The 22,072-nt window shown below is 70.7% G+C and carries 20 protein-coding genes, 1 tRNA gene and 1 pseudogene; 14 read left to right on the top strand and 8 right to left on the bottom strand.

Annotated elements, in window-relative coordinates; all coding sequences use genetic code 11:
• From HWD93_RS15985 to HWD93_RS15935, 11 genes and pseudogenes are all read left to right on the top strand, one after another.
• Positions 1 to 378, top strand: a pseudogene (locus HWD93_RS15985) (hypothetical protein); the annotation flags it as partial.
• The gene (gene recR / locus HWD93_RS15980) at positions 378 to 977 is read left to right on the top strand and encodes a recombination mediator RecR (RefSeq protein WP_261647353.1); all 600 of its coding nucleotides are present in this window, start codon (positions 378 to 380) and stop codon (positions 975 to 977) included. The pseudogene HWD93_RS15985 and the gene recR, both read left to right, overlap by 1 nt.
• Positions 978 to 1,108: 131 nt before the next feature.
• A complete protein-coding gene (locus tag HWD93_RS15975) occupies positions 1,109 to 2,374 on the top strand; it encodes an aspartate kinase (protein ID WP_070418403.1) in 1,266 nt (421 codons plus the stop codon).
• 17 nt (positions 2,375 to 2,391) lie between these two features.
• Positions 2,392 to 3,444: an aspartate-semialdehyde dehydrogenase gene (locus HWD93_RS15970; RefSeq protein ID WP_261647352.1), complete on the top strand. Its 1,053-nt coding sequence runs from the start codon at positions 2,392 to 2,394 to the stop codon at positions 3,442 to 3,444.
• A gap of 93 nt (positions 3,445 to 3,537) precedes the next feature.
• Positions 3,538 to 5,025 (top strand): malate:quinone oxidoreductase, encoded by a 1,488-nt coding sequence (locus HWD93_RS15965; RefSeq protein ID WP_261647351.1) that lies wholly within the window; start codon positions 3,538 to 3,540, stop codon positions 5,023 to 5,025.
• A gap of 46 nt (positions 5,026 to 5,071) precedes the next feature.
• A complete protein-coding gene (locus HWD93_RS15960; RefSeq protein WP_261647350.1) occupies positions 5,072 to 6,235 on the top strand; it encodes an Rv2578c family radical SAM protein in 1,164 nt (387 codons plus the stop codon).
• Between the two features lie 170 nt (positions 6,236 to 6,405).
• Positions 6,406 to 7,629, top strand: coding sequence for a sensor histidine kinase (locus HWD93_RS15955; protein WP_070418406.1), 1,224 nt, complete (start codon positions 6,406 to 6,408; stop codon positions 7,627 to 7,629).
• Positions 7,626 to 8,864 (top strand): hypothetical protein, encoded by a 1,239-nt coding sequence (locus tag HWD93_RS15950; RefSeq protein WP_229086465.1) that lies wholly within the window; start codon positions 7,626 to 7,628, stop codon positions 8,862 to 8,864. Before HWD93_RS15955 ends, HWD93_RS15950 begins: the two co-directional genes overlap by 4 nt.
• On the top strand, positions 8,851 to 9,552 hold the full coding sequence (locus tag HWD93_RS15945; protein WP_229086463.1) for a response regulator transcription factor: 702 nt from the start codon (positions 8,851 to 8,853) through the stop codon (positions 9,550 to 9,552). Before HWD93_RS15950 ends, HWD93_RS15945 begins: the two co-directional genes overlap by 14 nt.
• Positions 9,552 to 10,178, top strand: a complete 627-nt coding sequence (locus tag HWD93_RS15940) for a thymidine kinase (protein WP_071295952.1) — start codon at positions 9,552 to 9,554, stop codon at positions 10,176 to 10,178. The genes HWD93_RS15945 and HWD93_RS15940 overlap by 1 nt, the downstream gene beginning before the upstream one ends.
• A 130-nt stretch (positions 10,179 to 10,308) precedes the next feature.
• Positions 10,309 to 11,352 (top strand): LLM class flavin-dependent oxidoreductase, encoded by a 1,044-nt coding sequence (locus HWD93_RS15935; RefSeq protein WP_261647349.1) that lies wholly within the window; start codon positions 10,309 to 10,311, stop codon positions 11,350 to 11,352.
• 17 nt (positions 11,353 to 11,369) lie between these two features.
• Here the strand turns inward: HWD93_RS15935 and HWD93_RS19590 are convergent, their stop codons facing one another.
• The 7 genes from HWD93_RS19590 to HWD93_RS15900 all read right to left on the bottom strand — a co-directional run bounded on the left by HWD93_RS19590 (position 11,370) and on the right by HWD93_RS15900 (position 17,949).
• The gene (locus tag HWD93_RS19590; RefSeq protein WP_261647348.1) at positions 11,370 to 11,993 is read right to left on the bottom strand and encodes a response regulator transcription factor; all 624 of its coding nucleotides are present in this window, start codon (positions 11,991 to 11,993) and stop codon (positions 11,370 to 11,372) included.
• Complete coding sequence (locus tag HWD93_RS15925) at positions 11,990 to 13,018, bottom strand: sensor histidine kinase (RefSeq protein WP_261647347.1); 1,029 nt, start codon at positions 13,016 to 13,018, stop codon at positions 11,990 to 11,992. The genes HWD93_RS19590 and HWD93_RS15925 overlap by 4 nt, the downstream gene beginning before the upstream one ends.
• 20 nt (positions 13,019 to 13,038) lie before the next feature.
• A complete protein-coding gene (locus HWD93_RS15920; protein ID WP_261647346.1) occupies positions 13,039 to 13,527 on the bottom strand; it encodes a hypothetical protein in 489 nt (162 codons plus the stop codon).
• A gap of 35 nt (positions 13,528 to 13,562) precedes the next feature.
• Entirely contained in the window at positions 13,563 to 14,072 is a 510-nt protein-coding gene (locus HWD93_RS15915; RefSeq protein WP_261647345.1) for a hypothetical protein, read from the bottom strand.
• A 194-nt stretch (positions 14,073 to 14,266) separates the two neighbouring features.
• Positions 14,267 to 14,340: transfer RNA gene (locus HWD93_RS15910), tRNA-Pro, on the bottom strand.
• 94 nt (positions 14,341 to 14,434) lie between these two features.
• Complete coding sequence (locus tag HWD93_RS15905; RefSeq protein WP_261647344.1) at positions 14,435 to 15,391, bottom strand: metallophosphoesterase; 957 nt, start codon at positions 15,389 to 15,391, stop codon at positions 14,435 to 14,437.
• Entirely contained in the window at positions 15,388 to 17,949 is a 2,562-nt protein-coding gene (locus HWD93_RS15900; protein ID WP_070418411.1) for a transglycosylase domain-containing protein, read from the bottom strand. Before HWD93_RS15900 ends, HWD93_RS15905 begins: the two co-directional genes overlap by 4 nt.
• A gap of 50 nt (positions 17,950 to 17,999) precedes the next feature.
• On the opposite strand from HWD93_RS15900, the gene HWD93_RS15895 reads away from it, so the two are divergent.
• Positions 18,000 to 18,158 (top strand): hypothetical protein, encoded by a 159-nt coding sequence (locus tag HWD93_RS15895; protein ID WP_022907077.1) that lies wholly within the window; start codon positions 18,000 to 18,002, stop codon positions 18,156 to 18,158.
• On the top strand, positions 18,155 to 18,616 hold the full coding sequence (locus HWD93_RS15890) for a RidA family protein (RefSeq protein ID WP_261647343.1): 462 nt from the start codon (positions 18,155 to 18,157) through the stop codon (positions 18,614 to 18,616). Before HWD93_RS15895 ends, HWD93_RS15890 begins: the two co-directional genes overlap by 4 nt.
• A 78-nt stretch (positions 18,617 to 18,694) precedes the next feature.
• On the opposite strand, the gene acs is transcribed toward HWD93_RS15890, so the two are convergent.
• Positions 18,695 to 20,683 carry an acetate--CoA ligase gene (acs, locus tag HWD93_RS15885; protein WP_261647342.1) on the bottom strand — a complete coding sequence of 663 codons (1,989 nt, stop codon included), beginning with the start codon at positions 20,681 to 20,683 and terminating at the stop codon, positions 18,695 to 18,697.
• Positions 20,684 to 21,287: 604 nt separating this feature from the next.
• On the opposite strand from acs, the gene HWD93_RS15880 reads away from it, so the two are divergent.
• A partial coding sequence (locus HWD93_RS15880) for a CpaF family protein (protein WP_261647341.1) occupies positions 21,288 to 22,072 on the top strand: 785 nt, incomplete at its 3' end.

Raw genomic sequence — 22,072 nt, 5'->3', positions numbered from 1 at the left:
CCTCCCGGCAGTCCGGACACCGACGCCGACCGTGGCCCGGGCGCCGCGGCGTCCACCGGTCCGGCCACCGCACCGTCCGGCGGTCCGTCCGCCGCACCGGGCGGCAGCCCGGACGTCCCCGTCGACGACTACCCGCTCGACGACGACCCGTACGGCGACGGCGACCCCTACCCCGACGCGCAGCAGTCCGCCGCGCCGCAGCAGCCCGCCGCCCCCGTGCCGAGCCAGCAGCGCCCGGCACCGGCCCAGCGCCCCGCCGCACCCGCCCCGCAGGTCCGCCGCACCCCCGTCGCGGGCCGCTACGGCGAGGCCGTCGTCCGTGAGATCCTGAACGCCCAGTTCATCGAGGAGACCTCCCTCCACGAGGAAGGCGCCTGATGTACGACGGCATCGTGCAGGACCTCATCGACGAGTTCGGTCGCCTCCCCGGCATCGGACCGAAGTCGGCGCAGCGCATCGCGTTCCACATCCTCCAGACCGAGTCGTTCGACCCCACCCGGCTGTCCGAGCTCCTGGCGGACGTCAAGGAGCGGGTCCGCTTCTGCGAGATCTGCGGCAACGTCACCGAGAACGTGCAGTGCAGCATCTGCCGTGACCCGCGCCGGTCGCCGGCGGTCATCTGCGTCGTCGAAGAGGCGAAGGACGTCGCCGCGATCGAACGGACGCGCGAGTTCCGCGGGCTGTACCACGTGCTCGGCGGCGCGATCAGCCCGATCGACGGCGTCGGCCCGGACGACCTGCGCATCCAGCAGCTCATGACACGACTGGCGGACGGCACGGTGGACGAGGTCATCATCGCCACCGACCCCAACCTCGAGGGCGAGGCCACGGCGACGTACCTCAGCCGGCTGCTCGTCCCGATGGGCATCCGCACGACCCGCCTGGCGTCCGGGCTGCCCGTCGGCGGTGACCTCGAGTACGCCGACGAGGTCACGCTCGGCCGCGCGTTCGAGGGCCGTCGGGTCGTCGGAGGCTGACCTGCCGGAGCCGAGCAGCGCGCAGGATCCTTGCGTCTGCACCGGCTCTGACGCAACATCCTCGAAACACCGACTACCATCATGAGACCGCGTGACAGTCGCGGAACCGTCGTCCCCGGGAGTACCAACCAGTGGCCTTGATCGTGCAGAAGTTCGGTGGATCGTCCGTCGCGGACGCCGAGAGCATCAAGCGCGTGGCGAAGCGGATCGTCCAGACGAAGAAGGCCGGCAACGACGTCGTCGTGGCCGTCTCGGCGATGGGCGACACCACCGACGAGCTCGTCGACCTCGCGCACTCCGTGACGCCGATCCCCGCCGGACGTGAACTCGACATGCTCCTCACCGCGGGGGAGCGCATCTCGATGGCGCTCCTGGCGATGGCGATCAAGAGCCTCGGGGTCGAGGCGTCGTCGTACACGGGCAGCCAGGCCGGCATGCTCACCGACGCCCAGCACGGCAAGGCCCGCATCGTCGACGTCACCCCGAAGCGCGTGCGCGAGGCACTCGACGCCGGGCACGTCGCGATCGTCGCCGGGTTCCAGGGCTTCAACCGCACGACCGGCGAGATCACCACGCTCGGTCGCGGCGGTTCGGACACGACGGCCGTCGCCCTCGCCGCGGCCCTCGACGCCGACATCTGCGAGATCTACACCGACGTGGACGGCATCTTCACCGCCGACCCGCGCGTGGTGCCGAAGGCCAAGAAGGTCGACCGCATCACCAGCGAGGAGATGCTCGAACTCGCAGCATCCGGTGCGAAGGTCCTCTACATCCGTGCCGTCGAGTACGCCCGTCGGCACGGCGTCACCCTGCACGTCCGCTCCTCCTTCAGCAACGCCGAGGGAACCATCGTCTACAACCCTGCAGAGGGGGAAACCGTGGAAGAACCGATCATCACCGGCATCGCCGGAGACCTCTCCGAGGGCAAGATCACCGTCGTCGGCGTGCCCGACACCCCGGGCAAGGCGGCGGAGATCTTCACGATCGTCGCCCGCGCCGGCGCGAACATCGACATGATCGTGCAGAACGTGTCCGAGGCCGTCACCGGGCGGACCGACATCTCGTTCACGCTGCCGAAGGACCAGGGCCAGGGTGTCCTGACCGCGCTCGAGGTCGCGAAGGCCGACATCGGCTACGAGGGCATCCAGTACGACGACCAGATCGGCAAGCTCGCCCTGGTCGGCGCCGGCATGCGCACGAACGCGGGCGTCTCCGCGGCGCTCTTCCGCGCCCTGCACGAGGCGTCGATCAACATCGAGATGATCTCCACGTCGGAGATCCGCATCTCGGTCGTCACCCGTGCCGACACCCTCAACGAGGCCATGCGCGTGGTGCACAACGCGTTCGGCCTCGACGCCGACTCCGAGGCCGTCGTCTACGCCGGCACCGGCCGCTGACCCGTCAGGAGTACCGCATGAGCACCCTCACCGTCGCCGTCGTCGGCGCCACCGGCCAGGTCGGCGCCGTGATGCGCCGCCTGCTCGAGGAGCGCGCGTTCCCGGCCGAGCGCGTCCGGTTCTTCGCGAGTGCCCGGTCCGCCGGCACCACGCTGCCGTTCCGCGGCGAGCAGATCGTCGTCGAGGACTCCGAGACCGCCGATCCGTCGGGCATCGACATCGCGCTGTTCTCGGCCGGTGCCACCGCCTCGCGGGCCCTCGCGCCGAAGTTCGCCGCCGCGGGCGCCCTCGTCGTCGACAACTCCAGCGCCTGGCGCATGGACCCGGACGTCCCGCTCGTCGTGAGCGAGGTGAACCCGCACGCCATCGACGATGCGCCGAAGGGCATCATCGCGAACCCGAACTGCACGACGATGGCGATCATGCCGGTCCTCAAGGTGCTCGACACCGAGGCCGGCCTCCGTCGCCTCGTCGCCACCACCTACCAGGCGGTCTCGGGTTCCGGGCTCGCCGGCGTCGAGGAGCTGCTCGGCCAGGCGCGTGCCGCGCTCGAGCAGGACACCGCGGCGCTCACGCACGACGGCTCCGCCGTGACCTTCCCCGAGCCGGTCAAGTACGTCCGCCCGATCGCGTTCGACGTCATCCCGCTCGCGGGCAGCATCGTCGACGACGGGCTGGGCGAGACCGACGAGGAGAAGAAGCTCCGCAACGAGAGCCGGAAGATCCTCGAGCTGCCCGATCTGCTCGTCGCCGGGACGTGCGTCCGCGTGCCCGTCTTCACGGGCCACTCCATCTCGGTCAACGCCGAGTTCGAGCGCCCGCTGTCGCCCGAGCGTGCGACCGAGATCCTCGCCGACGCACCCGGGGTCGAGCTCGCCGACGTCCCGACGCCGCTGCAGGCCGCCGGGCAGGACCCGTCCTTCGTCGGCCGCATCCGTGCGGACCAGTCCGCACCCGAGGGACACGGCCTCGCGCTCTTCGTCAGCAACGACAACCTCCGCAAGGGCGCCGCGCTGAACGCGGTGCAGATCGCCGAGGCGATCGTCGCGCGCCGGACGGTCGCTGCGTAACCCTGTGCGATCCAGGAGGCGCGCTGCCAGCTGGCACCGCGCCTCCTGGCGTTCCCGGCCCGGCTTGTCAGCCGACGCCGCTAGCATTGTCGGGTGGCAGTGAAGCAGGTGGACCCCATCGACGTCGTCCTGGTCGGGGGAGGGATCATGAGCGCCACCCTCGGCGCCATCATCCACCGGCTCGAACCCACCTGGAAGATCCGCGTCTACGAGCGCCTCGGCACCGTCGCGCAGGAGAGCTCGAACCCGTGGAACAACGCCGGGACGGGCCACTCCGCGCTCTGTGAGCTGAACTACACGCCGGAGCTGTCGGACGGCCGTGTCGACATCAGCAAGGCCGTGACCGTCAACGAGCAGTTCCAGGTCTCGCGCCAGTTCTGGGCCCACCTCGTCGAGACCGGTGACCTGCCGGAACCGTCGAACTTCATCAACCCCACGCCGCACATCTCGTTCGTGTGGGGTGCCGACAACGTCGAGTACATGCGCAAGCGGTACGAGGCGATGAAGGACCACCCGCTCTTCGCCGGGCTCGAGTTCTCCGACGACCCGCAGCAGATCCGGAAGTGGGCGCCCGCGCTCATCCCGGGTCGGAAGAAGGACCAGCCGATCGCGGCGACCTACTCCGCCGCCGGGTCCGACGTGGACTTCGGGTCGCTCACCCGGCAGCTCTTCGACCAGCTCGAGATCGACGGTGTCGAGTTCGAGCCGTCGCACCAGGTCACGAAGCTCACGCGTTCGACCGTCAGCGAAGGCTGGGTGCTCGACGTCCGCAACGAGATCGGTCGGTCGACCCAGCGCATCGCGGCGAAGTTCGTCTTCGTCGGCGCCGGGGGCGGGGCCCTCCACCTGCTGCAGAAGTCCGGCATCCCGGAGATCCGCGGGTACGGCGGGTTCCCGGTCTCCGGTGAGTTCCTCCGCACCGACGACCCCGAGGTGGTGCAGAAGCACTCGGCGAAGGTCTACGGCAAGGCCAGCGTCGGTGCACCGCCGATGTCCGTCCCGCACCTCGACACCCGGATCGTCGACGGCAACGCCTCGCTCATGTTCGGGCCGTACGCGGGCTTCAGCCCGAAGTTCCTCAAGCAGGGCTCGCTCTTCGACCTCGTGAAGTCGATCCGGCCGCACAACCTCCGGCCGATGCTGAGCGTCGCGTTCTCCAACTTCGACCTGGTGCGCTACCTGATCGGGCAGCTCCTCGCCTCGAAGCAGACGAAGTTCGACGCCCTGCGCGACTTCATGCCGAGCGCCGAGCCGGGCAACTGGCACCGGATCACCGCCGGACAGCGTGTGCAGGTCATCAAGCCAGACAAGGACAAGGGCGGCGTCCTGCAGTTCGGCACCGAGGTCATCACCTCGGCCGACGGCTCGATCGCCGGCCTGCTCGGTGCGAGCCCGGGGGCGTCCACCGCGGTGCCGATCATGCTCGGCCTGCTCCGGAAGTGCTTCCCGGACCGCTGGGACCGCTGGGAAGCCGCGGTCCGCGTGATGGTGCCCACCTACGGGCAGGACCTCGGGTCCGACGCGGAGCTCGCCGACGCGACGCTCGAGCGCACGGCGAAGGTGCTCGGACTCCACCACTGAGCCGACCCCGCTTGCATGTCGTTCGAACGTGTGTTCGAATGACTGCATGCGGTGGAGTGGGCAGGCGATCGATGCCTCGCGGAGCGATGCGCTCCCCGGGCTCGAGTCGAACAGCGGGTTCGTCCGGAGCGTGACGACGCCGGAGTTCGCGGGTGTCACCTTCCACGAGGTCCTGGCCAAGAGCGCGCTGAACCGCGTCCCGAGCGCGGACGGCGGCGGGACGTACGGGTGGACGATCAACCCGTACCGGGGCTGCAGCCACGCGTGCGTGTACTGCTTCGCCCGCCCGACGCACACCTACCTCGAGTTCGACGGGGGAGCGGACTTCGACCAGCAGATCGTCGTGAAGACCAACGTGGCCGACGTCCTGCACCGCGAGCTCACGAAGCCGAGCTGGGACCGACACCCGGTCGCGCTCGGCACGAACACCGACCCGTACCAGCGGGCCGAGGGCAAGTACCGGCTGATGCCCGGTGTGATCCGTGCCCTGGCCGACTCGGGCACGCCGTTCAGCGTCCTGACGAAGGGCACCCTGCTGCGCCGCGACATCCCGTTGCTGGTCGAGGCCGCGCGGTCGGTGCCGGTCGACCTGGCGATGTCGATCGCGGTCTACGACGACGAACTCCAGCAGCAGGTCGAGCCAGGCACCCCGACGACGGCGGCGCGCCTGGCGACGGTCCGGGCCATCCGTGACGCGGGCCTGACGTGCTCCGTGTTCCTCATGCCCGTCCTGCCGTACATCACCGACACCCGTGCCCACCTCGACGACGCCGTCGGGCGAGCCGCGGCCGCTGGGGCGTCGAGCGTCATGTACTCCGCACTCCACCTGCGTCCCGGCGTGAAGCCCTGGTGGTTCGCGTGGCTCCAGCGCACCCGGCCGGACCTCGTCGAGCGGTACCGGTCGATGTACCTCGACAACACCTTCGCGCCGAAGGACTACCGGCGCTGGTTGTCGGAGCGGGTCCGCCCGATCCTGCGCGCGCACGGCATGGGGCTCGGCCACGTCGATCCGGCGACCGGCTCGATGGGGTTCTCGAACCGGCTGAGCGACCCGGGGGCAGCGCCCGCGACGCCGGCGGGAGCGATCTCCGGACCGTCGCCGTTCGAGGAGCAGTCCCGTCCGACGTCCTCGCCGCTCAAGCGCGCCGACCCGGGGTTCGACCAGCGCCTGGTCCCACGCGCTGCACCGGTCGTGCCGACGCTCTTCTGACGGGCTTCGGGCACGAGGGCGTCGGTCCGCGTTCGGGGGACACCGGGAACACCCGCGTGCCGGTATCATCGAGCGGGTCGCCGATCACTCCGACAATCGGGGTACACGGTCGCACCAACCGTGGTTGGATCGTGGGCGGCGTTCCCCCACGTCCGGAAGGACCCCCACCCGTGCTCGGCATCCCCACGCACCTCGCTCCGCGAGTGAACGCGTGGTCGACCGTGCGGGCCTTCCACGCCGCGGCGATCGGTTCGCTCGCCGCCGCCGCGATCGCCCTGGTGCTCTACCGCCTGGCCGAACCGGACGTCCGGGTGATCGGTGCCGTGCTGGCGCTGGTCCCGATGCTCGGCATGATCGCCGTCCACGTGCAGTTCGGCACGTGGCGGTCGGCCGTCGCGTTCCTCGTCGTCGGCGGGGTGTGCGCGTGGTGGTTCGCCGTGGTCGTGCAACGCGAGGTCCCCGCCGGGTGGGTCGCCTCGTACCTGCTCTCCCTGTCGATCATCCCGCTCGTGCTGGTGGGCGGTGCCGGCGCGGTCGCGGGGCGGGTGGCACTGTGGTCGATCGCCGGGTTCCTGGTCGGTCGGGTCGCGACGTCGATCGCGATCGCGCAGGCGGGCGGTCCCACGCACCCCCTCGTGCTCGCGTGGGTGACGCTCGCGTTCGTCATCGCCCTCGTGCTCATCACGAGCCGCAACACCGCCCGCTCCGAGCGTGTGCAGCCCGAGCTGCTCCGTTCTGCGCGCGAGGAGCACGTCTCCGCGTACCGCGCCGGGGTCGAGGCCGAGGCGGCGGCCATCCTGCACGACACGGTCCTCAACCACCTCGGTGCGATCGCCCTCGCGCCCGACGGCCCGATGGACCCGCAGCTCGCCCGCACGGTCGAGGCGGACGTCGCGATGCTCACGGGCAAGGAGTGGCTCGCGCCTGGGGCCCGCCCGGCCCGCGCCGAACCCGGTGCCGCGGTGCGCGCGTTCGAGCAGATGGTCGACGACCACCGGGCGCTCGGACTCACGGTGACCGTCACCGGTGACCCCGCGGCCCTCGTCCGGTTGGACCAGGCGGCGATGACGGCGATCCTCCGTGCCGTCGGCCAGTGCCTGGCGAACGTCCGGAAGCACGCGGGCACCGACGCGGCCGAGGTGAGCGTGTTCGACGACGGGGTGGCGTGCACGGTCATGGTGGTCGACGACGGGCGCGGTTTCGACGAGTCCACGACGAGCCCCGACCGGATGGGCCTGCGCGGATCCGTGCGGGAGCGGATCGGCCGGGTCGGCGGCGACGTGCAGGTGTGGTCGTCACCGGGCTCGGGGACGAGCGTCATGATGTCCGTGCCGTACGGTGCGGTCACCGGGACGACCCCGGTGCCGAACGCCGGGTCCGAGGTCGGTCGGTGACGCGCCCCGGTCCCGCCCGCGACGCCGGCCGCACCGCGCAGCAGTACGACCCGCTCGGCGCGATGGGGTCCCGCCCGCTGGCGATCGTGCTCGGCGCCTGCGGTGTGCTGTGGGCGCTGTTCGTGTCCGTCTTCGACCGGGACGTCGTCGGCAGCCCCACCCTGAGCGCCCTCACCGTGCTGCTCGTCGCGGCCTCCGGAGCGGTCGTGTTCGTCGCGTCGAGTCCGTTCCGCGCACCGTTCCCGCGCTGGGCGTTCGTGGTGCACGTGCTGCTCCTCGCCGCGGCGACGATCACGAGCGTCGCCGCCCAGTGGGGCCCGGACCGCAGCGCACTGAACGACTTCATGTCCCTGCTGGCCGCGACCGGCATCGTGATGACGGCGCCGTACCGCCCCTGGACGGACCTGGCCCTGGGCGGCCTGCTGCTCGCGGTCGTCACCGGGGTCTCGTGGGGCATCGTGGCGTGGGCGTTCCCGCACCACGTCCCGATCGGGGTCGCGGCGTTCCTGGCGGCAGCGCCGACGCTCGTGCTCACCGCGGCCTCGGCGGTGTTCGCGTGGACGTTCGCCGGGCTCGCCGAGCGCGTGCAGATCCGGGCCGGGTCCTACTCGGTCGAGCGTGCGGAGCGCGACGGCATCGACGCCAGCGTGCAGCAGGACCGCTCGACGATCCTCGCCCGCGACGTCGCACCCTTCTTCGCCGAGCTCCGCACGCGCGAGGTCATCACCGACGCCGACCGCGCCCGGGCCCGGTCGATCGCCGACGGCATCCGGCGCTCGATGGTGGCCGACGCCGACCGGACCTGGTTCGAGCAGGCCGTCCGCACCGACGGGGGCACCGACGCCGTCGTCGACGACCCCGACGGGCTCATCGCCACCCTCGACGCCGACCAGCGCACCGTCGTCCGGACGTTCCTGCGGGCCGCACTGCGTGCCTCCACGGTCGACCCCGCCGGGTTCCGCGCCACGATCCGACGGACGGGGACGGACGACGGGGCGATCGGCGACTCGGACGGAGGCGCAGGCGGCGACGAGCGGACCACCGGCACCGCGCAGCCGCCCGCGACCGGCCGCGGCGTGACCGTCGCGATCGACCTCGCCGTCGCCGATTCCGACGTCGGCATCCACCGCACCTTCGACCCCTACTTCGCGGTCCTCCGCGTGACGTTCCCCGATCTGGACGTCGCGGTCCGACCCTCCGCCCTCGCACTAAGGTTCTCGTATGACCAGCACTGACCCGAGCCGGATCACGGATGGTGCGCCCGCCGTCCCGAACCCGGGGACACGACGCGTGCGGCTGGCGATCCTCGACGACCACGAGGTGCTGTTGGACAGCCTGTCGAGCTGGATCGCGGTGAACGCGTTCGACTTCGACCTCGCGCTGACGGCCCACACGTGGCTCGAGATGGTGCACAGCGAGAACTTCCCGACCGACCTGGTGTTCCTCGACTTCCAGCTCAAGGAACCGGTCTCGATCGAGGCCCGCGTGCGCACCTGCCGTGCCGCCGGGGCCAAGGTCATCGTCCTGTCGAGCGTCGACAGCCGAGAGTCCCGCGACCGTGCCCTCGCCGCCGGCGCCGCCGCCTTCCTGTCGAAGTCGCTCCCCATGCGCGAGGTCATGGACGTCGCGCGCGAGATCATGGGCGTCGCGCGGGACACCCCGCCGCAGCGCGACTGGCGGCCGCTGCCGACCGGGGCGAACGCGCACCAGCGGCCGAAGCTCAGCCACGGCGAAGAGGAAGCGCTGCGCCTGTACGTGTCGGGCTACTCGACGAACGAGGTCGCCGCGCAGATGAACGTGCAGTACGAGACGGCGAAGACCTACCTGCGCCGCGTGCGCGAGAAGTACAGCAAGGTCGGCCGGCCCGCGTCCAAGAAGTCCGACCTCATCCGTCGTGCGGCCGAGGACGGGTTCCTCGCGTAGTGGCGAAGCTCTACTTCCGCTACGGCGCCATGAACAGCGGCAAGAGCACCGGGCTCCTGCAGGCGGCCTACAACTACGAGGAACGCGGTCACCGGGTGCTCCTCGCGAAGCCGTCGGTCGACACCAAGGGCGACCGTGAGATCGTCTCGCGGCTCGGGGTGACCCGCACCGTCGACATCGTGTTCACGCCCGACGCCGACGTCCGCGCGGCGGTCACCGAGGCCGGTGCCACCGACCCCGAGTCGGACCGGCTCGACGGCATGGTCCGGCCGGTCAGCTGCGTGCTCGTCGACGAGGCGCAGTTCCTCACGCCCCGCCAGGTCGACGACCTGCTGCGCATCGCCGTCCTCGACGAGGTGCCGGTCATCACGTACGGCATCCGGACGGACTTCCGCACCGAGGCGTTCCCCGGCAGCGCCCGCCTGCTCGAGGTCGCGCACTCGCTCGAGGAACTCAAGACGATCTGCCGCTGCGGCCGCAAGGCGGTCTTCAACGCCCGCAAGGTCGACGGACGGTTCGTCTTCGACGGATCGCAGGTCGCGATCGACGGCGTGGACGTCACCTACGAGTCGCTCTGCGCCAACTGCTACCTCACGGAGTCCGGCGGACGCCTCGACGGCGACTGACAGGTCCGCCGGCCCGCCTCGTGCAGACGCGACCGTCTGCCGGCCTGGAGGCGCGGGTCGGCGCCGACCCGCGCCTCCAGGCCCGCACACGGTGCGGAATGCACGTCGGCCGGGTGGCGTTGGCGACTGCATGAGCGACGCATCCGTGCACCTGTCCGTCCTCGACCTGGCGACCCGCGAGTACGGTCAGTCCAACACCGAAGCCCTGCAGGGCTCCATCGACATGGCGGTGCACGCCGAGAAGCTCGGCTACGAGCGCTTCTGGGTCGCCGAGCACCACGGCATGCCGGGGATCACGTCCTCCGCGCCGGCGGTGCTGCTCAGCGCCGTGGGTGCCGCGACGTCCACCATCCGGATCGGTTCCGGCGGTGTCATGCTGCCGAACCACGCGCCGCTCGTCATCGCCGAGCAGTTCGGCACGCTCCGTGCGCTCTACGGCGACCGGGTCGACCTCGGCCTCGGGCGTGCCCCGGGCACCGACGGCGCGACCGCGATGGCGCTGCGCCGCACCGACCGGCTCGACGTCGACGACTTCCCCGACCGGCTGGCCGACCTGATCGGCTTCTTCACCGGGATGGACCCCGCGAACCCCCTCGCCAGGATCCAAGCGGTGCCGGGCTACGGCGACGTGCCGGAGTTCTGGCTGCTCGGGTCCTCCGGGTACAGCGCGCAGGTCGCCGGTGCCCTCGGCGTCTCGTTCGCCTTCGCGCACCACTTCGCGTCGGACAACACCGAGGCCGCGCTCGCGCTCTACCGTGACTCCTTCCGGCCGTCGCGCTTCCGGCAGACCCCGAACGCGCTGATCGGCGTGCAGGTCGTCACCGACGAGGACCCCGCCGTGATCGACGAGCAGAGTGCCCCGGGCATGATCTCGTTCATCCGGATGCGGCAGGGCGCGAAGCCCGAGCCGGTGTCCATGGAGGAGGCCCGCGCGTACGAGTTCAGTGACCTCGAGCGGCGGTTCATCCAGGCACGGACCGAGCGTCAGGCGTACGGCACCGCGGACGAGGTCGCGGCGAAGATCAACGCCCTCGTGGCCTCGACCGGGGCGAACGGCGTGATCGTCGCTCCTGGCGCGGCCCAGGCGCGGTACCGGCACCAGGCGCTCGACGTGGTGGCGGGGCTGCACGCGGAGGGGCGGCTCGTGGCTGCGGGGGAGGGCGCGTCGGTCTAGCCCGTCCGAGCGGGCGCTCAGTCGAGCAGGCCGAGCCGTGTCGCGGCGGAGATCGCGGCGACGCGGGAGCTGACCTCGAGCTTGCGGAAGACGTTGTAGACGTGTCGTTTGACCGTCCCGATGGCGATGCCGAGTTCGGCGGCGATCTCGGCGTTGGTACGGGCGCGCGTGATGAGCCGGAGGACCTCGAGCTCGCGGTCGCTCAACAGGGCGGCCGTCCCCGTGTCGGACTGCGTCTCCGCCGTCGACGACGTGGGCGGACGGTCGGACGCCGCCCGGATGATCCGCTCGACGAGTTCACTGCTCGGCGTGGTCTTGGTGAGGAAGTCGGTCGCACCCGCCGCGAGGAGCGTGCGGCGGAGGACCGCGTCGCGGTGCATCGTCAGCACGATGACCGCGATGTCCGGACGCGTCCGGCGCAGTGATGCGATCGTGGTCCGAGCGGGCGGCCCGTCGAGTTCGACGTCGAGGAGCAGTACGTCGATGGCCACGGCCTCCGTCGTGGCGAGGACGTCCGCCGGGCGAGCGCCGTGCGCCACGACCCGCAACCCGGACCGTGCGCCGAGGATCGCCGCGAGGCCTTCGCGGAACAGGTCGTGGTCGTCGACGATCGCGACGTGGACCACACCGAAGCCGGTCACACGCCGCCGATCGGGACGATGAGCGCGACGGTGGTCCCGTCGCCCGGTCGGCTCGTGATCGCGAACCGGGCGCCGATCAACCCGGCTCGCTCCTGCATCGTCCGGCGCCCCAACCGGCCCCTGCGCTCCTCGGTGTCGTCGAAGCCCGGTCCGTCGTCCGAGACGGTGACGGTGACGGCGGTGTCGGACCACTCGAAGTGGACGGTCGCGGTCGAGTCCCGCGCGTGCTTGCGCCAGTTCGTCAGCGCCTCCAGCAGGATCGTCAGGGCCTCCTCGGACTTCCAGCTCGGCATCGCCACGGGTGTCCCGTACGAGCTGATCGAGATCGATGCGTCCTCGGGGAAGAGGTCCGCCGCGTGGCGTGCCAGCGCGGAGTCGAGGAGGTCGTCACCGACCCGGGCGTGCAGGGCGACCGCGAGGTCCTGCACTTCGCCGAGCGCGTCGCGGAGGAGTCGTGCCGCATCCTCGAGGTGTCCGACCCTCGTCGGCGCCGGCGGATCCGTGAAGAGGACGAGGTCGACCCGCTGCACCCCAGCGATGATCGCGTGGGCGATCCGGTCGTGGAGGTCTCGGGCGATCTGCGTCCGTGAGTCCAGGTGCGCGCTGCTCGCCCGCTGCCGGAGCGCTTCGGTGTAAGCGATGGCGCCGGCGGGGAACCGGTTCCAGATGCCCGCGTGGAGCGCGCGGGTGGCTCGCAGGACGTCGGGGACGTCGACGGCACCGACCTCCTCGACGAAGACCGGCAGGTACGCGTCGAAGAGCATCTCCGCTGCGAGCATCGCTCCGGCGGGGTGCTGCGACTGCTCGGCGTGCAGGGTGCCCGTCGCGAGGTGCTCGGGGTCGAGGAACGCGTCGCTCACGATGCTGGAGCCGTCGCCCGCGGCGTAGCGGGCGTGGGCCTCACGGATCATCGAGGCGACGTTGTCCTCGAGGCTCTGCGCCAGGTCCGGGTCCGTGGCCAGTTCGGGGAACCGAGCCTGGATCTGTTCGGCTATCGCGGTGAGGGGGTCGCTCGGATGGTGCATGACACGGTCAGGGTACCCGGTCACGGAACGAGGAGCACTCGCGCGACTGCGAGGAGGACGGGAACGGCGGAGACGACGACGAGGCCACAGCACCGCAGCCAAAGCGACATCGGGCGACCGAGGAGCGCGGTGAGGACGACCACTGTCGCGGCGGAGACGACCGGGCTCGCCGCGGTCACCACCGACCCGACAGGGTTCGGACTCGTCGGGATGCTCAGCACCGCGAAGAGCGTCATCCCGCCGAACGGCACGGCGGCCGGAACGACCACGCACAGCGACCCGATCGTCGCCCACCGTCGACAGTGCGACACGGTCGAGCGGGTCACCAGTGCGCCGAAGATCACGGAGAGCATCGAGCAGAGGACCACCGGGAGGAACAGCTGCGGCAGCAGGCCCGTCCGACCGTCGGAGTACGGCATGAACCGCCCGACCGTCCAGGCGTTCGCGGAGCTCAGGACGAGGGCCGCGAGGAACGCGAGGACGGCGGCGATGCGGCACCGCGCTGTCACAGCGTCCTCGGCTCGGTCGTGGACAGCACCCACGGTCAGTCGCAGTCGCGCACGTCGAGGAAGCGGAGGAGCGCGAACCACAGCGGCGTCGAGCTCAACACGAGCGCCACGGCGACGCCGACCCGCCGCGTCCGCGCTCGCACGAGGAGCAGCCCGACCACGATCACGAGTGGACCGACGCCACCAGCCCCCAGGCTGACGATGAGCTGCAGCGCATTTCGCGCATCCTCTGCGCCGAGGAGCACGATCGCCGTGAGCGTGCCGTAGATCGAGGAGGTGACCACCGCGACGAGCGATGCGGCGACCAGAGCCGCCACGAAGGTCGTCCGCGGTGCACGGCGCAGCAGGACGAGGAGCGCAACGGTCGAGACCCAACAGAGCACCAGACCCCAGACGGGTCGGCCGTCACCGTTCGGGCCGGAGGGATCTGTCGCGAAGATGTTGGACACGAAGGCCCACGCTGCGGACAACAGCCCTGTCCCGACGGCCGCGATCCCGCCCTGCGCCACGAGCCGGGGCAGGTGTCGTCGCTCACACCGGTTCATGGGGCATCACGCTACGCAGTTGCGACGTCCGCGCCGGTGCTCAGCCCGCGAGATGTGTCGTCGTGCACACTGCACCGACGTGCACACTGCACCGACGTGCACACTGCACCGACGTGCACACTGCACCGACGGGAAGAGCAGAAGGCCCTGGTTCCGGAGAACCAGGGCCTTCTTCGTACTGTCTCAACACAGTGTCGGGGTGACAGGATTTGAACCTGCGACCTCCTCGTCCCGAACGAGGCGCGCTACCAAGCTGCGCCACACCCCGCGGTGTGGTCACTCCGTACCGGAGCAACCCCAGAAGTCTATCCGATGATCGGGGGTGGTCGTGACCATCCGGCGAACTCCCGGGCGCGTCGTGTTCAGTCCGTGCGGGCGGTCAGGGTGACCACGACGGCCTCGGGTCGGCAGGCGAACCGGACCGGCGCGTAGATCGACGTGCCGAGGCCCGCAGAGACCTCGAGCCACGACCAGTGCCCACGGTGCTGCCACTTGTGCAGCCCGCTGACGTACCGACGCGGCAGGTCGCAGTTCGTGACGAGGGCACCCACGCCGGGGACCTGGACCTGGCCGCCGTGGGTGTGCCCGGCGAAGATGACGTCGGCGCCCTGGGTGACGAAGGCGTCGAGCACCCGGCGGTACGGCGCGTGGGTGATGCCGAGGGCGACGGGGGAGGGGCCGTCCTCGTCCTCCGACCAGGGCACGTCGCCGCGCATCTCGTCGACGTTGGTCGGCAGCAGGTCGAGCCGGTCCCAGTCGCGGTGGGCGTCCGACGTCCCGAAGAGCTCGAACCGCGATCCGCGGAGTTCGATGGCGTGTGCCTGGTCGTTCACGTCCAGCCAGCCGAGGGACTCGAAGAACGCCGTCTGCCGGTCGATGTCGAGCTCGACCGGGCGGGTGCCGTGCTTGTGGGTGCTCGGGCCGCCGAAGTACTTGAACGGGTTGCGCGGCGTCGGCCCGTAGAAGTCGTTCGACCCGTACGCGAACGCGCCGGGGACGCCGCGGAACGGCTCGAGCGCGTACTCCACCGCAGCGTTGGCCGTGGGGTGCCCGAGGTTGTCGCCGGTGTTGACGATGAAGTCGGGCTCGACGAGGCTCAGGTCACGCAGCCACTGCTGCTTGTCGGCCTGCCACGGCGCCATGTGGATGTCGGACAGGTGCAGCACGGTGACGTCGCGCGACCCCGGCGGGAGCACCGGGATGGTCTCCCACCGGATGCCGAACCGACGTCGCTCGACGAGCGTGCCCCAGGCCGCCGACGCGGCACCGACGGCCGCACCCGCTGCGATGACCCCCAGCGCAGCGCGACCGCGACTCACTTGCAGTCCTTGGGCGCCTTGCCGTTCTTGTCGCCGTAGAGGGTCAGCGTCACCGCGGAGTCCTTGCTCGCCGCGGCGTGCACGCCCGGGTCGACCGACGCCACACGGCACGTCTTGCCGGCGCCGCCCTTGACGTACGAGTCGGAGATGCTCACGTTCGAGAACCCGAGCTCGTTGAGCTTCGACCGTGCCGTGTCCAGCGTTGCTCCGGCGATCGCGGGCATGACGATCTGCGAGCCGTCGGAGGTGTAGACGGTGACGCTCGAACCGCTCGAGAGCAGCGAGTTCGCCGACGGCGAGGTCGACGAGACGGTGCCGGCCTTCGCGGAGCCCGGCTGCGCGCCGCCGTCCACGTAGGTGAACCCGGCGCCGGCGATCGCGGCCTTCGCCTCGGCAGCGGTCTTGCCGGTCACGTCCGGGACGGCCTTCGCGTTGCCGCGCAGGGCCGAGGACGACGGGTCCGTGAAGGCACCTGCCGGGTACAGCGCGTTCATCGGGGTCTGCGCCTGCCGCCAGACGTCCGCACGGGCGCTCGCGTAGGTGCCGCTGACACCGTTGCCGTAGTGACGGAGGTTGTTCTTGCCACCGTCGGTGTTGCCCTGCCAGTAGGCCGTGGCGACGCGGGTGCTCGACCCGACGAGCCAGATCTGGTCGGCGTCGTCGGTGGTGCCCGTCTTGCCGAACAGCTGGGTGCCGTCGTAGGTCTGGGCACCGACCGCGGTACCGCCGGAGATCGTGCCCTTCATCGCGTACACCGCGGTCTGCGCGACCGAGGGGTCGAGGACCTGCTTGCAGGCCTTCGGCTGGCCGCCGAGGCTCTTGCCCTCGGCGTTGGTGACGTTGTCGATCGCGATGGGCTCGCAGAAGGTGCCGTTGTTGGCGACACCGGCGTACGCGGCGGCCATCGTCAGCGGCGCGATGTTGTTCGTGCCGAGGATGGACGACGGGTACGAGTTGAGCTCGGTCTTGTCGTCACCGGAGTGCACGCCGAGGTCCTGCGCGGTCTGCTTGATGTCGCAGAGGTCGAGCTTGGCGGCCATCGAGGCGAACGCTGCGTTCACCGACAGCGCGGTCGCACGGGCGACGGTGTAGTTGCCGTTCTCACCCGCGGAGTCGTTCTTCGGCGCCCAGTTCGTGTAGCTCGGTTCGCCACAGTGCTGCCAGACGGCGGTGTTGTGCGGCGTCCCGTTCACGGTCTCGTTGAGGCCGTGGCCGGCCTTGAGCCACTGCAGCAGCGTGAAGAGCTTGTAGGTCGACCCGACCTGGAAGCCGATGCCGCCGCCGTACTTCTTGTCGACGCTGTAGTTGATCGACGTCGACGTCGGCGGGGACTGCAGCGACTGGTCGTAGTCCTTGTTCTGCGCCATCGTCAGGATGCGACCCGTGCCGACCTCGACCGAGTCGAGCGCTGCGCCGAGCTTGAAGTTCGTCTCGGCCTTGTTGTCGTAGGTGTTGAGCACCTGCTTCTGCTGCGCGTTGGCGTCGATGTCGAGCGTCGTCTGGATCTTGTAGCCGCCGTTGCGCCAGGCGGCGTCACGCTCCTTCTGCGTGGCGCCGAGCTGCGACATCTCCTTGACGACCTGCACGGCGTAGTCGCAGAAGAACTGCGAGCCGTCGCCGACCGAGGCCTTGCAGCCCTGGGACGGCTGCGTCAGGTGGACGTAGTCCTTCGGGTTCGACTTGACGGCTTCGTCGTACTCGGCCTTCGTCAGGTGCTTCTGCGCGTACATCGACTTGAGGATGACGTTGCGGCGAGCGACGTTGGCGTCGTAGTACTTCGGGTTCGACAGGTTGCGCGTGTTCGGCGACTGCACGATCGCGAGGATCGAGGCGGCCTCGGCCGGGGTCAGGTCGGTCGCGCTCTTGTTGTAGTAGTGCTGCGCGGCGGCCTGCACGCCGTAGGTCTGGTCGCCGAAGTACGCGATGTTGAGGTATCCGGTGAGGATCTCCTTGTGGGTGTACTTCTTCGCGAGCCCGATCGCGAGCTTCATCTCCTCGAGCTTGCGGGGGATGGTTTGCTCGACCGCGTCGTTGTACGCCTTGAGACGCTCTTCCGGAGTGGTGAGCTCGAGCGCCTGGTTCATCTTGATGTTGCGGACGAGCTGCATGGTCAGCGTCGACCCACCGCCCGACTCGCCGAGGCCGCCCGCGAGGGAGCCCACGCCCGCACGGACGAGCGAGGTCATGTCGACGCCGCCGTGGTCGTAGAAGCGCTTGTCCTCGCCGTCGATCGCCGCGTTCTTCAGCTGGTCGCTGATCTGGTCGAACTTCAGCTCCTGACGGTTCTGGTCGTAGACCGTCGCGAAGTGCACGCTCTTGCCGCCCTGGTACGCGTACAGCTCGTTGCGCTGCGGGAGGTCACCGATCTCGATGTACTCCGGCAGCGACTCGAACACGCCGATCGTCGACGTCGTCGTGACACCGGCGACCGCGATGGCCGGGGTGACACCGATCGTGACGAGCAGACCGGCGAGCACGCTGAAACCGACGAAACCGACGAAGGCGCCGACTGCAGAGACGGGCTTGGTCCGCGAGGCAGACGTCTTCTGGGCAGACATAGGATGCAGCCTAAACGACACCGCCGACTGAAAGGCTGGTAAGGATCTCCATGACTCGCTGGGAATACCTCACGACCCCGTTGATCATCCACAACACCACCGCCATCCTCAACAACTTCGGTGACGAGGGGTGGGAACTCGTCCAGGTCGTCACCGGCCCCGAGGGCGGACTCGTCGCCTACCTGAAGCGCCCGAAGGCCGACGCATGACCGTCGCCGACCGGCTCGCCGAGCTCGGGCTGGCCCTGCCGGCGGTCGCGGCCCCCGTCGCGGCTTACGTGCCCGCCGTCGTCACCGGCCGGTACGTCTACACGGCCGGTCAGCTGCCGTTCGTGGACGGTTCGCTGCCGGTCACCGGCAAGGTGGGCGGCACGGTCGACGCCGAGACCGCCACGGCCCAGGCGCGGGTGGCGGCACTCAACGCCCTCGCCGCCGTCGAGTCGGTCGCCGGTTCGCTCGACCGGGTCGCGCGCGTCGTCAAGGTCACGGTGTTCGTCGCGTCCGACGCGTCCTTCACCGGGCAGCCGGGTGTCGCGAACGGCGCATCGACGCTCGTCGGCGACGTGTTCGGTGACGCCGGCGTCCACGCGCGGAGCGCGGTGGGCGTCGCCGTGCTCCCGCTGGACGCGCCGGTCGAGGTCGAGCTGGTGGTGGAACTCACCGACTGACGGACCGTCAGCAGCGCACGTCACGCGAGCCGCGCCTCCAGTCCGATCGGACGGGAGGCGCGGCTCGCGTCGTCCCTGCTACATGAGTTCCGAGATGGTCGCCATGATCGTCGGGTCCGCCAGCGTGGTCGTGTCGCCGATGCGACGGCCCTCGGCCGCGTCGCGGAGCAGGCGACGCATGATCTTGCCGGAGCGTGTCTTCGGCAGCTCGGGCACGATCACCACCTGCCGGGGCTTCGCGATCGCGCCGATGCGCTTGCCCACCCAGTTCCGGAGCTCCGCGGCCGCGGACTCGCGGTCGACGTCGGCTGCCGCCTCCGACGTGAGGATGACGTAGGCGACGACCGCCTGCCCGGTCGTCTCGTCGGCGGCACCGACGACCGCGGCCTCGGCAACGCCCTCGTGCCCGACGAGGGCCGACTCGATCTCGGCCGTCGAGAGGCGGTGTCCCGACACGTTCATGACGTCGTCGACGCGGCCCTGTATCCAGATATCGCCCTGGCCGTCGAGCCGGGCGCCGTCACCTGCGAAGTACCGACCGGGGAACCGTGACCAGTAGGTCTCGACGAAGCGGTCCGGGTCGCCCCAGATGCCGCGCGCCATCGACGGCCACGGTTCGGTGATGGTGAGGTAGCCGCTCTCGCCGGGGTCGGCGCGGTGGCCGTCGTCGTCGACGATCTCGGCGACGATGCCCGGCAGCGGTGTCTGGGCGGCTCCGGGCTTGAGCTTCGTGACGCCGGGCAGCGCGGAGATCATGATCGCGCCGGTCTCGGTCTGCCACCACGTGTCGACGATGGGCGTGCGGTCGTGGCCGATGACCTGGCGGTACCAGTTCCACGCCTCGGGGTTGATCGGTTCGCCGACGCTGCCGAGCAGGCGGAGGGTCTCGAGGCTGCGGGCCTCCGGGACCGCGCGGCCGGCCTTCATCGCGGCGCGGACCGCGGTCGGCGCGGTGTAGAGGACCGTGACGCCGTACGCGTCGACGATGTCCCACCAGCGGCCGGGCTTCGGCTCGTCCGGGGTGCCCTCGTAGAGCACCTGCGTGACGCCGTTCGCGAGGGGGCCGTAGACGACGTAGGAGTGCCCGGTGATCCAGCCGATGTCGGCGGTGCACCAGTAGACGTCCTTCTCCGGGTGCATGTCGAACACGTTCTTGTGCGTGTACGCCGCCTGGGTCAGGTACCCGCCGGAGGTGTGCACGATGCCCTTCGGCTTCCCGGTCGTGCCCGAGGTGTAGAGGATGAAGAGGGGCGTCTCGGCGGGGAAGGCCTGCGCCTCGTGGGTGGGGTCCGCCTTCGCCAGTTCGTCGTGCCACCAGAGGTCGCGCTCGTTCCAGGCGATGTCGTTGCCGCCGCGCTTGACGACGAGGACGTGCTCGACGCTGTCGGTGCCCTCGCCCTCGAGTGCCTCGTCGACCGCGGGCTTGAGCGCGGAGACCGCGCCACGGCGCCAGCCGCCGTCGGCCGTGACGACGAGCTTCGCGCCGGCGTCCTCGATGCGGGCGCGGAGGCTCTCCGCGCTGAAGCCACCGAACACGACCGAGTGCACGGCGCCGATGCGGGCGACGGCGAGCATCGTGACGACGGCCTCGGGGATGAGGGGGAGGTAGACGACGACGCGGTCGCCCTGCCCGACGCCGAGGTCGGTGAGCATGTTCGCGGCGCGCTGCACGTCGGCGGTCAGCTCGGCGTAGGTGATGCGTCGGGTGTCCCCGGGAGCGCCCTCGAAGTGGATCGCCACCCGGTCGCCGTTGCCCGCGCGGACGTGCCGGTCGAGGCAGTTCTCGGCGACGTTGAGCGTGCCGTCGGCGAACCACTTCGCGAACGGGGCTCCGGACCAGTCGAGGGTCTGGGTGAACGGCGTCCGCCAGTCGAGGAGCGCGCGGGACTGGTCCGCCCAGAACGCCTCGCGGTCGGCGGAGGCGGCCTCGTGCAGGTCCTCGTGTGCGACGGCGTCGGCGACGAACTCCGGCGACGGGGGGAACGTGGCGTCTCGGCCGGCGTCCGGGGTGTCCGGGCTGCCGGGGGCTCCGTCGTTGCGGGGGTCGGTCTGGGTCGGAGCGGACATCGATGTCCTTTCGCGTCGTTGCGGCAGGGGTGCAGTCGGAGACTACCCCTCGGCATGGGCGCGGGTCGGCGGGGGCGTGTGCGGCCGTGGCGGTCCTGTTCGCTCTGGGCGTGCACCGCGGCACGCCCAGAAGTCCATCCGGGGGTTGCTTCCGGAGGCCGATCATGGGGTACAGTAGTTCCCGCTGGACTCGTTTCCGGCGGCAACGGTTCGGATTCCCCCCAATCCACCGATGTCAAGGCGGCACCTGTTCCCCCCAACCGGTGCCGCCTCTTCTCGTTTCCGGGCCGGTTCGTGCCACGGTCGACCGCGCTCGTGGTCGGTGACGCGCGTCGATCCGCGCGGGCATGCCGAAGCGTGGACAGACCTGTCCATGATCCTGCATGGAACGGTGCGTCGGGTTGTTCGACACGTGTTGCACAACCGGACTCGGCCCCGCTCGGTAGGCCGTGGCGTGCGGGTGTTCCGACGCAGGGACACCGAGTGGGGTACGGCATTGCGTGCCGGGGTACAAAACGGTCCGTTGCTCGCCGAGCGGGCAGCGCTCCACAGAAGGTGGAGCGGACCTCCGAGCGGCGACGGCCGTTCCCTACTCTCTGGTCGCATGCACCGACACCGTGCCGACGCCCCGTTCCTGCCCGGCGCCACGCGACCGATCCGGAGTCGGGACGTCGTCGCCACCGAGTTCGAGGAGCTCGCCGCGCTCGTCGGCGACGCGGGCGTCACCGACGTCCTCGTGGTCGGCGGCCGCGGGACGTGGGTCGACCGGGGGCGCGGGCTCGAACGAGCCGGACCCGAGCTGCCCGAACGGCGGGTGCGGGAACTCGCGACCGAACTCGTGGCACGGGGCGGGCGGCACGTCGACGAGACCACGCCCTGCGTCGACGTCCGCCACGGCGACGGCATCCGCGTGCACGTCGTGCTCGCACCCGTCTCCGTCGGCGGGACCGCGGTCTCGATCCGTCTGCCCGCGCCGACCCGGCCGACCCTGCAGTCGCTCGAGGCGCTCGGAGCGTTCGCGCGCGTCCCTCGGTCGGTCCTCGAGCGAGCGGTCGACGAGCGCCGCAACGTGCTCGTCACCGGCGCGACCGGGAGCGGCAAGACCACCATGCTCGCCGCGATGCTGGCGGCCGTCCCGCCCGACGAGCGGATCGTCACCGTCGAGGACGTCGCCGAACTCCGGATCGACCACCCGCACGTCGTCGCGCTCGAGGCCCGGCAGGCGAACGCCGAGGGCGCCGGCGCGCTCGGCCTCGACCGGCTCGTCCGCGAAGCGCTCCGCATGCGACCCGACCGCGTCGTCGTCGGGGAGTGCCGGGTGACGTCGAGCGGCACGAGCACGAGGTCGAATCCGGCGCGGAGGACCCGCCTGGCCGCCTCGGCGTCGTT

It is taken from the genome of Curtobacterium sp. C2H10, assembly GCF_025407985.1.
In the GTDB taxonomy this organism is placed as follows: Bacteria; Actinomycetota; Actinomycetes; order Actinomycetales; family Microbacteriaceae; genus Curtobacterium.
This window is presented reverse-complemented; position numbering and strand designations above follow the sequence as displayed.

Coding starts and splice junctions, on each gene's coding strand:
- HWD93_RS15915 (WP_261647345.1), bottom strand. CDS start 14,072: ATGAACCGGTGTGAGCGACGACACCTGCCCCGGCTCGTGGCGCAGGGC.
- acs (WP_261647342.1), bottom strand. CDS start 20,683: ATGTCCGCTCCGACCCAGACCGACCCCCGCAACGACGGAGCCCCCGGC.
- HWD93_RS15900 (WP_070418411.1), bottom strand. CDS start 17,949: ATGTCTGCCCAGAAGACGTCTGCCTCGCGGACCAAGCCCGTCTCTGCA.
- HWD93_RS15960 (WP_261647350.1), top strand. CDS start 5,072: ATGCGGTGGAGTGGGCAGGCGATCGATGCCTCGCGGAGCGATGCGCTC.
- recR (WP_261647353.1), top strand. CDS start 378: ATGTACGACGGCATCGTGCAGGACCTCATCGACGAGTTCGGTCGCCTC.
- HWD93_RS15925 (WP_261647347.1), bottom strand. CDS start 13,018: ATGCACCATCCGAGCGACCCCCTCACCGCGATAGCCGAACAGATCCAG.
- HWD93_RS15890 (WP_261647343.1), top strand. CDS start 18,155: ATGACCGTCGCCGACCGGCTCGCCGAGCTCGGGCTGGCCCTGCCGGCG.
- HWD93_RS15945 (WP_229086463.1), top strand. CDS start 8,851: ATGACCAGCACTGACCCGAGCCGGATCACGGATGGTGCGCCCGCCGTC.
- HWD93_RS15895 (WP_022907077.1), top strand. CDS start 18,000: ATGACTCGCTGGGAATACCTCACGACCCCGTTGATCATCCACAACACC.
- HWD93_RS15970 (WP_261647352.1), top strand. CDS start 2,392: ATGAGCACCCTCACCGTCGCCGTCGTCGGCGCCACCGGCCAGGTCGGC.
- HWD93_RS15935 (WP_261647349.1), top strand. CDS start 10,309: ATGAGCGACGCATCCGTGCACCTGTCCGTCCTCGACCTGGCGACCCGC.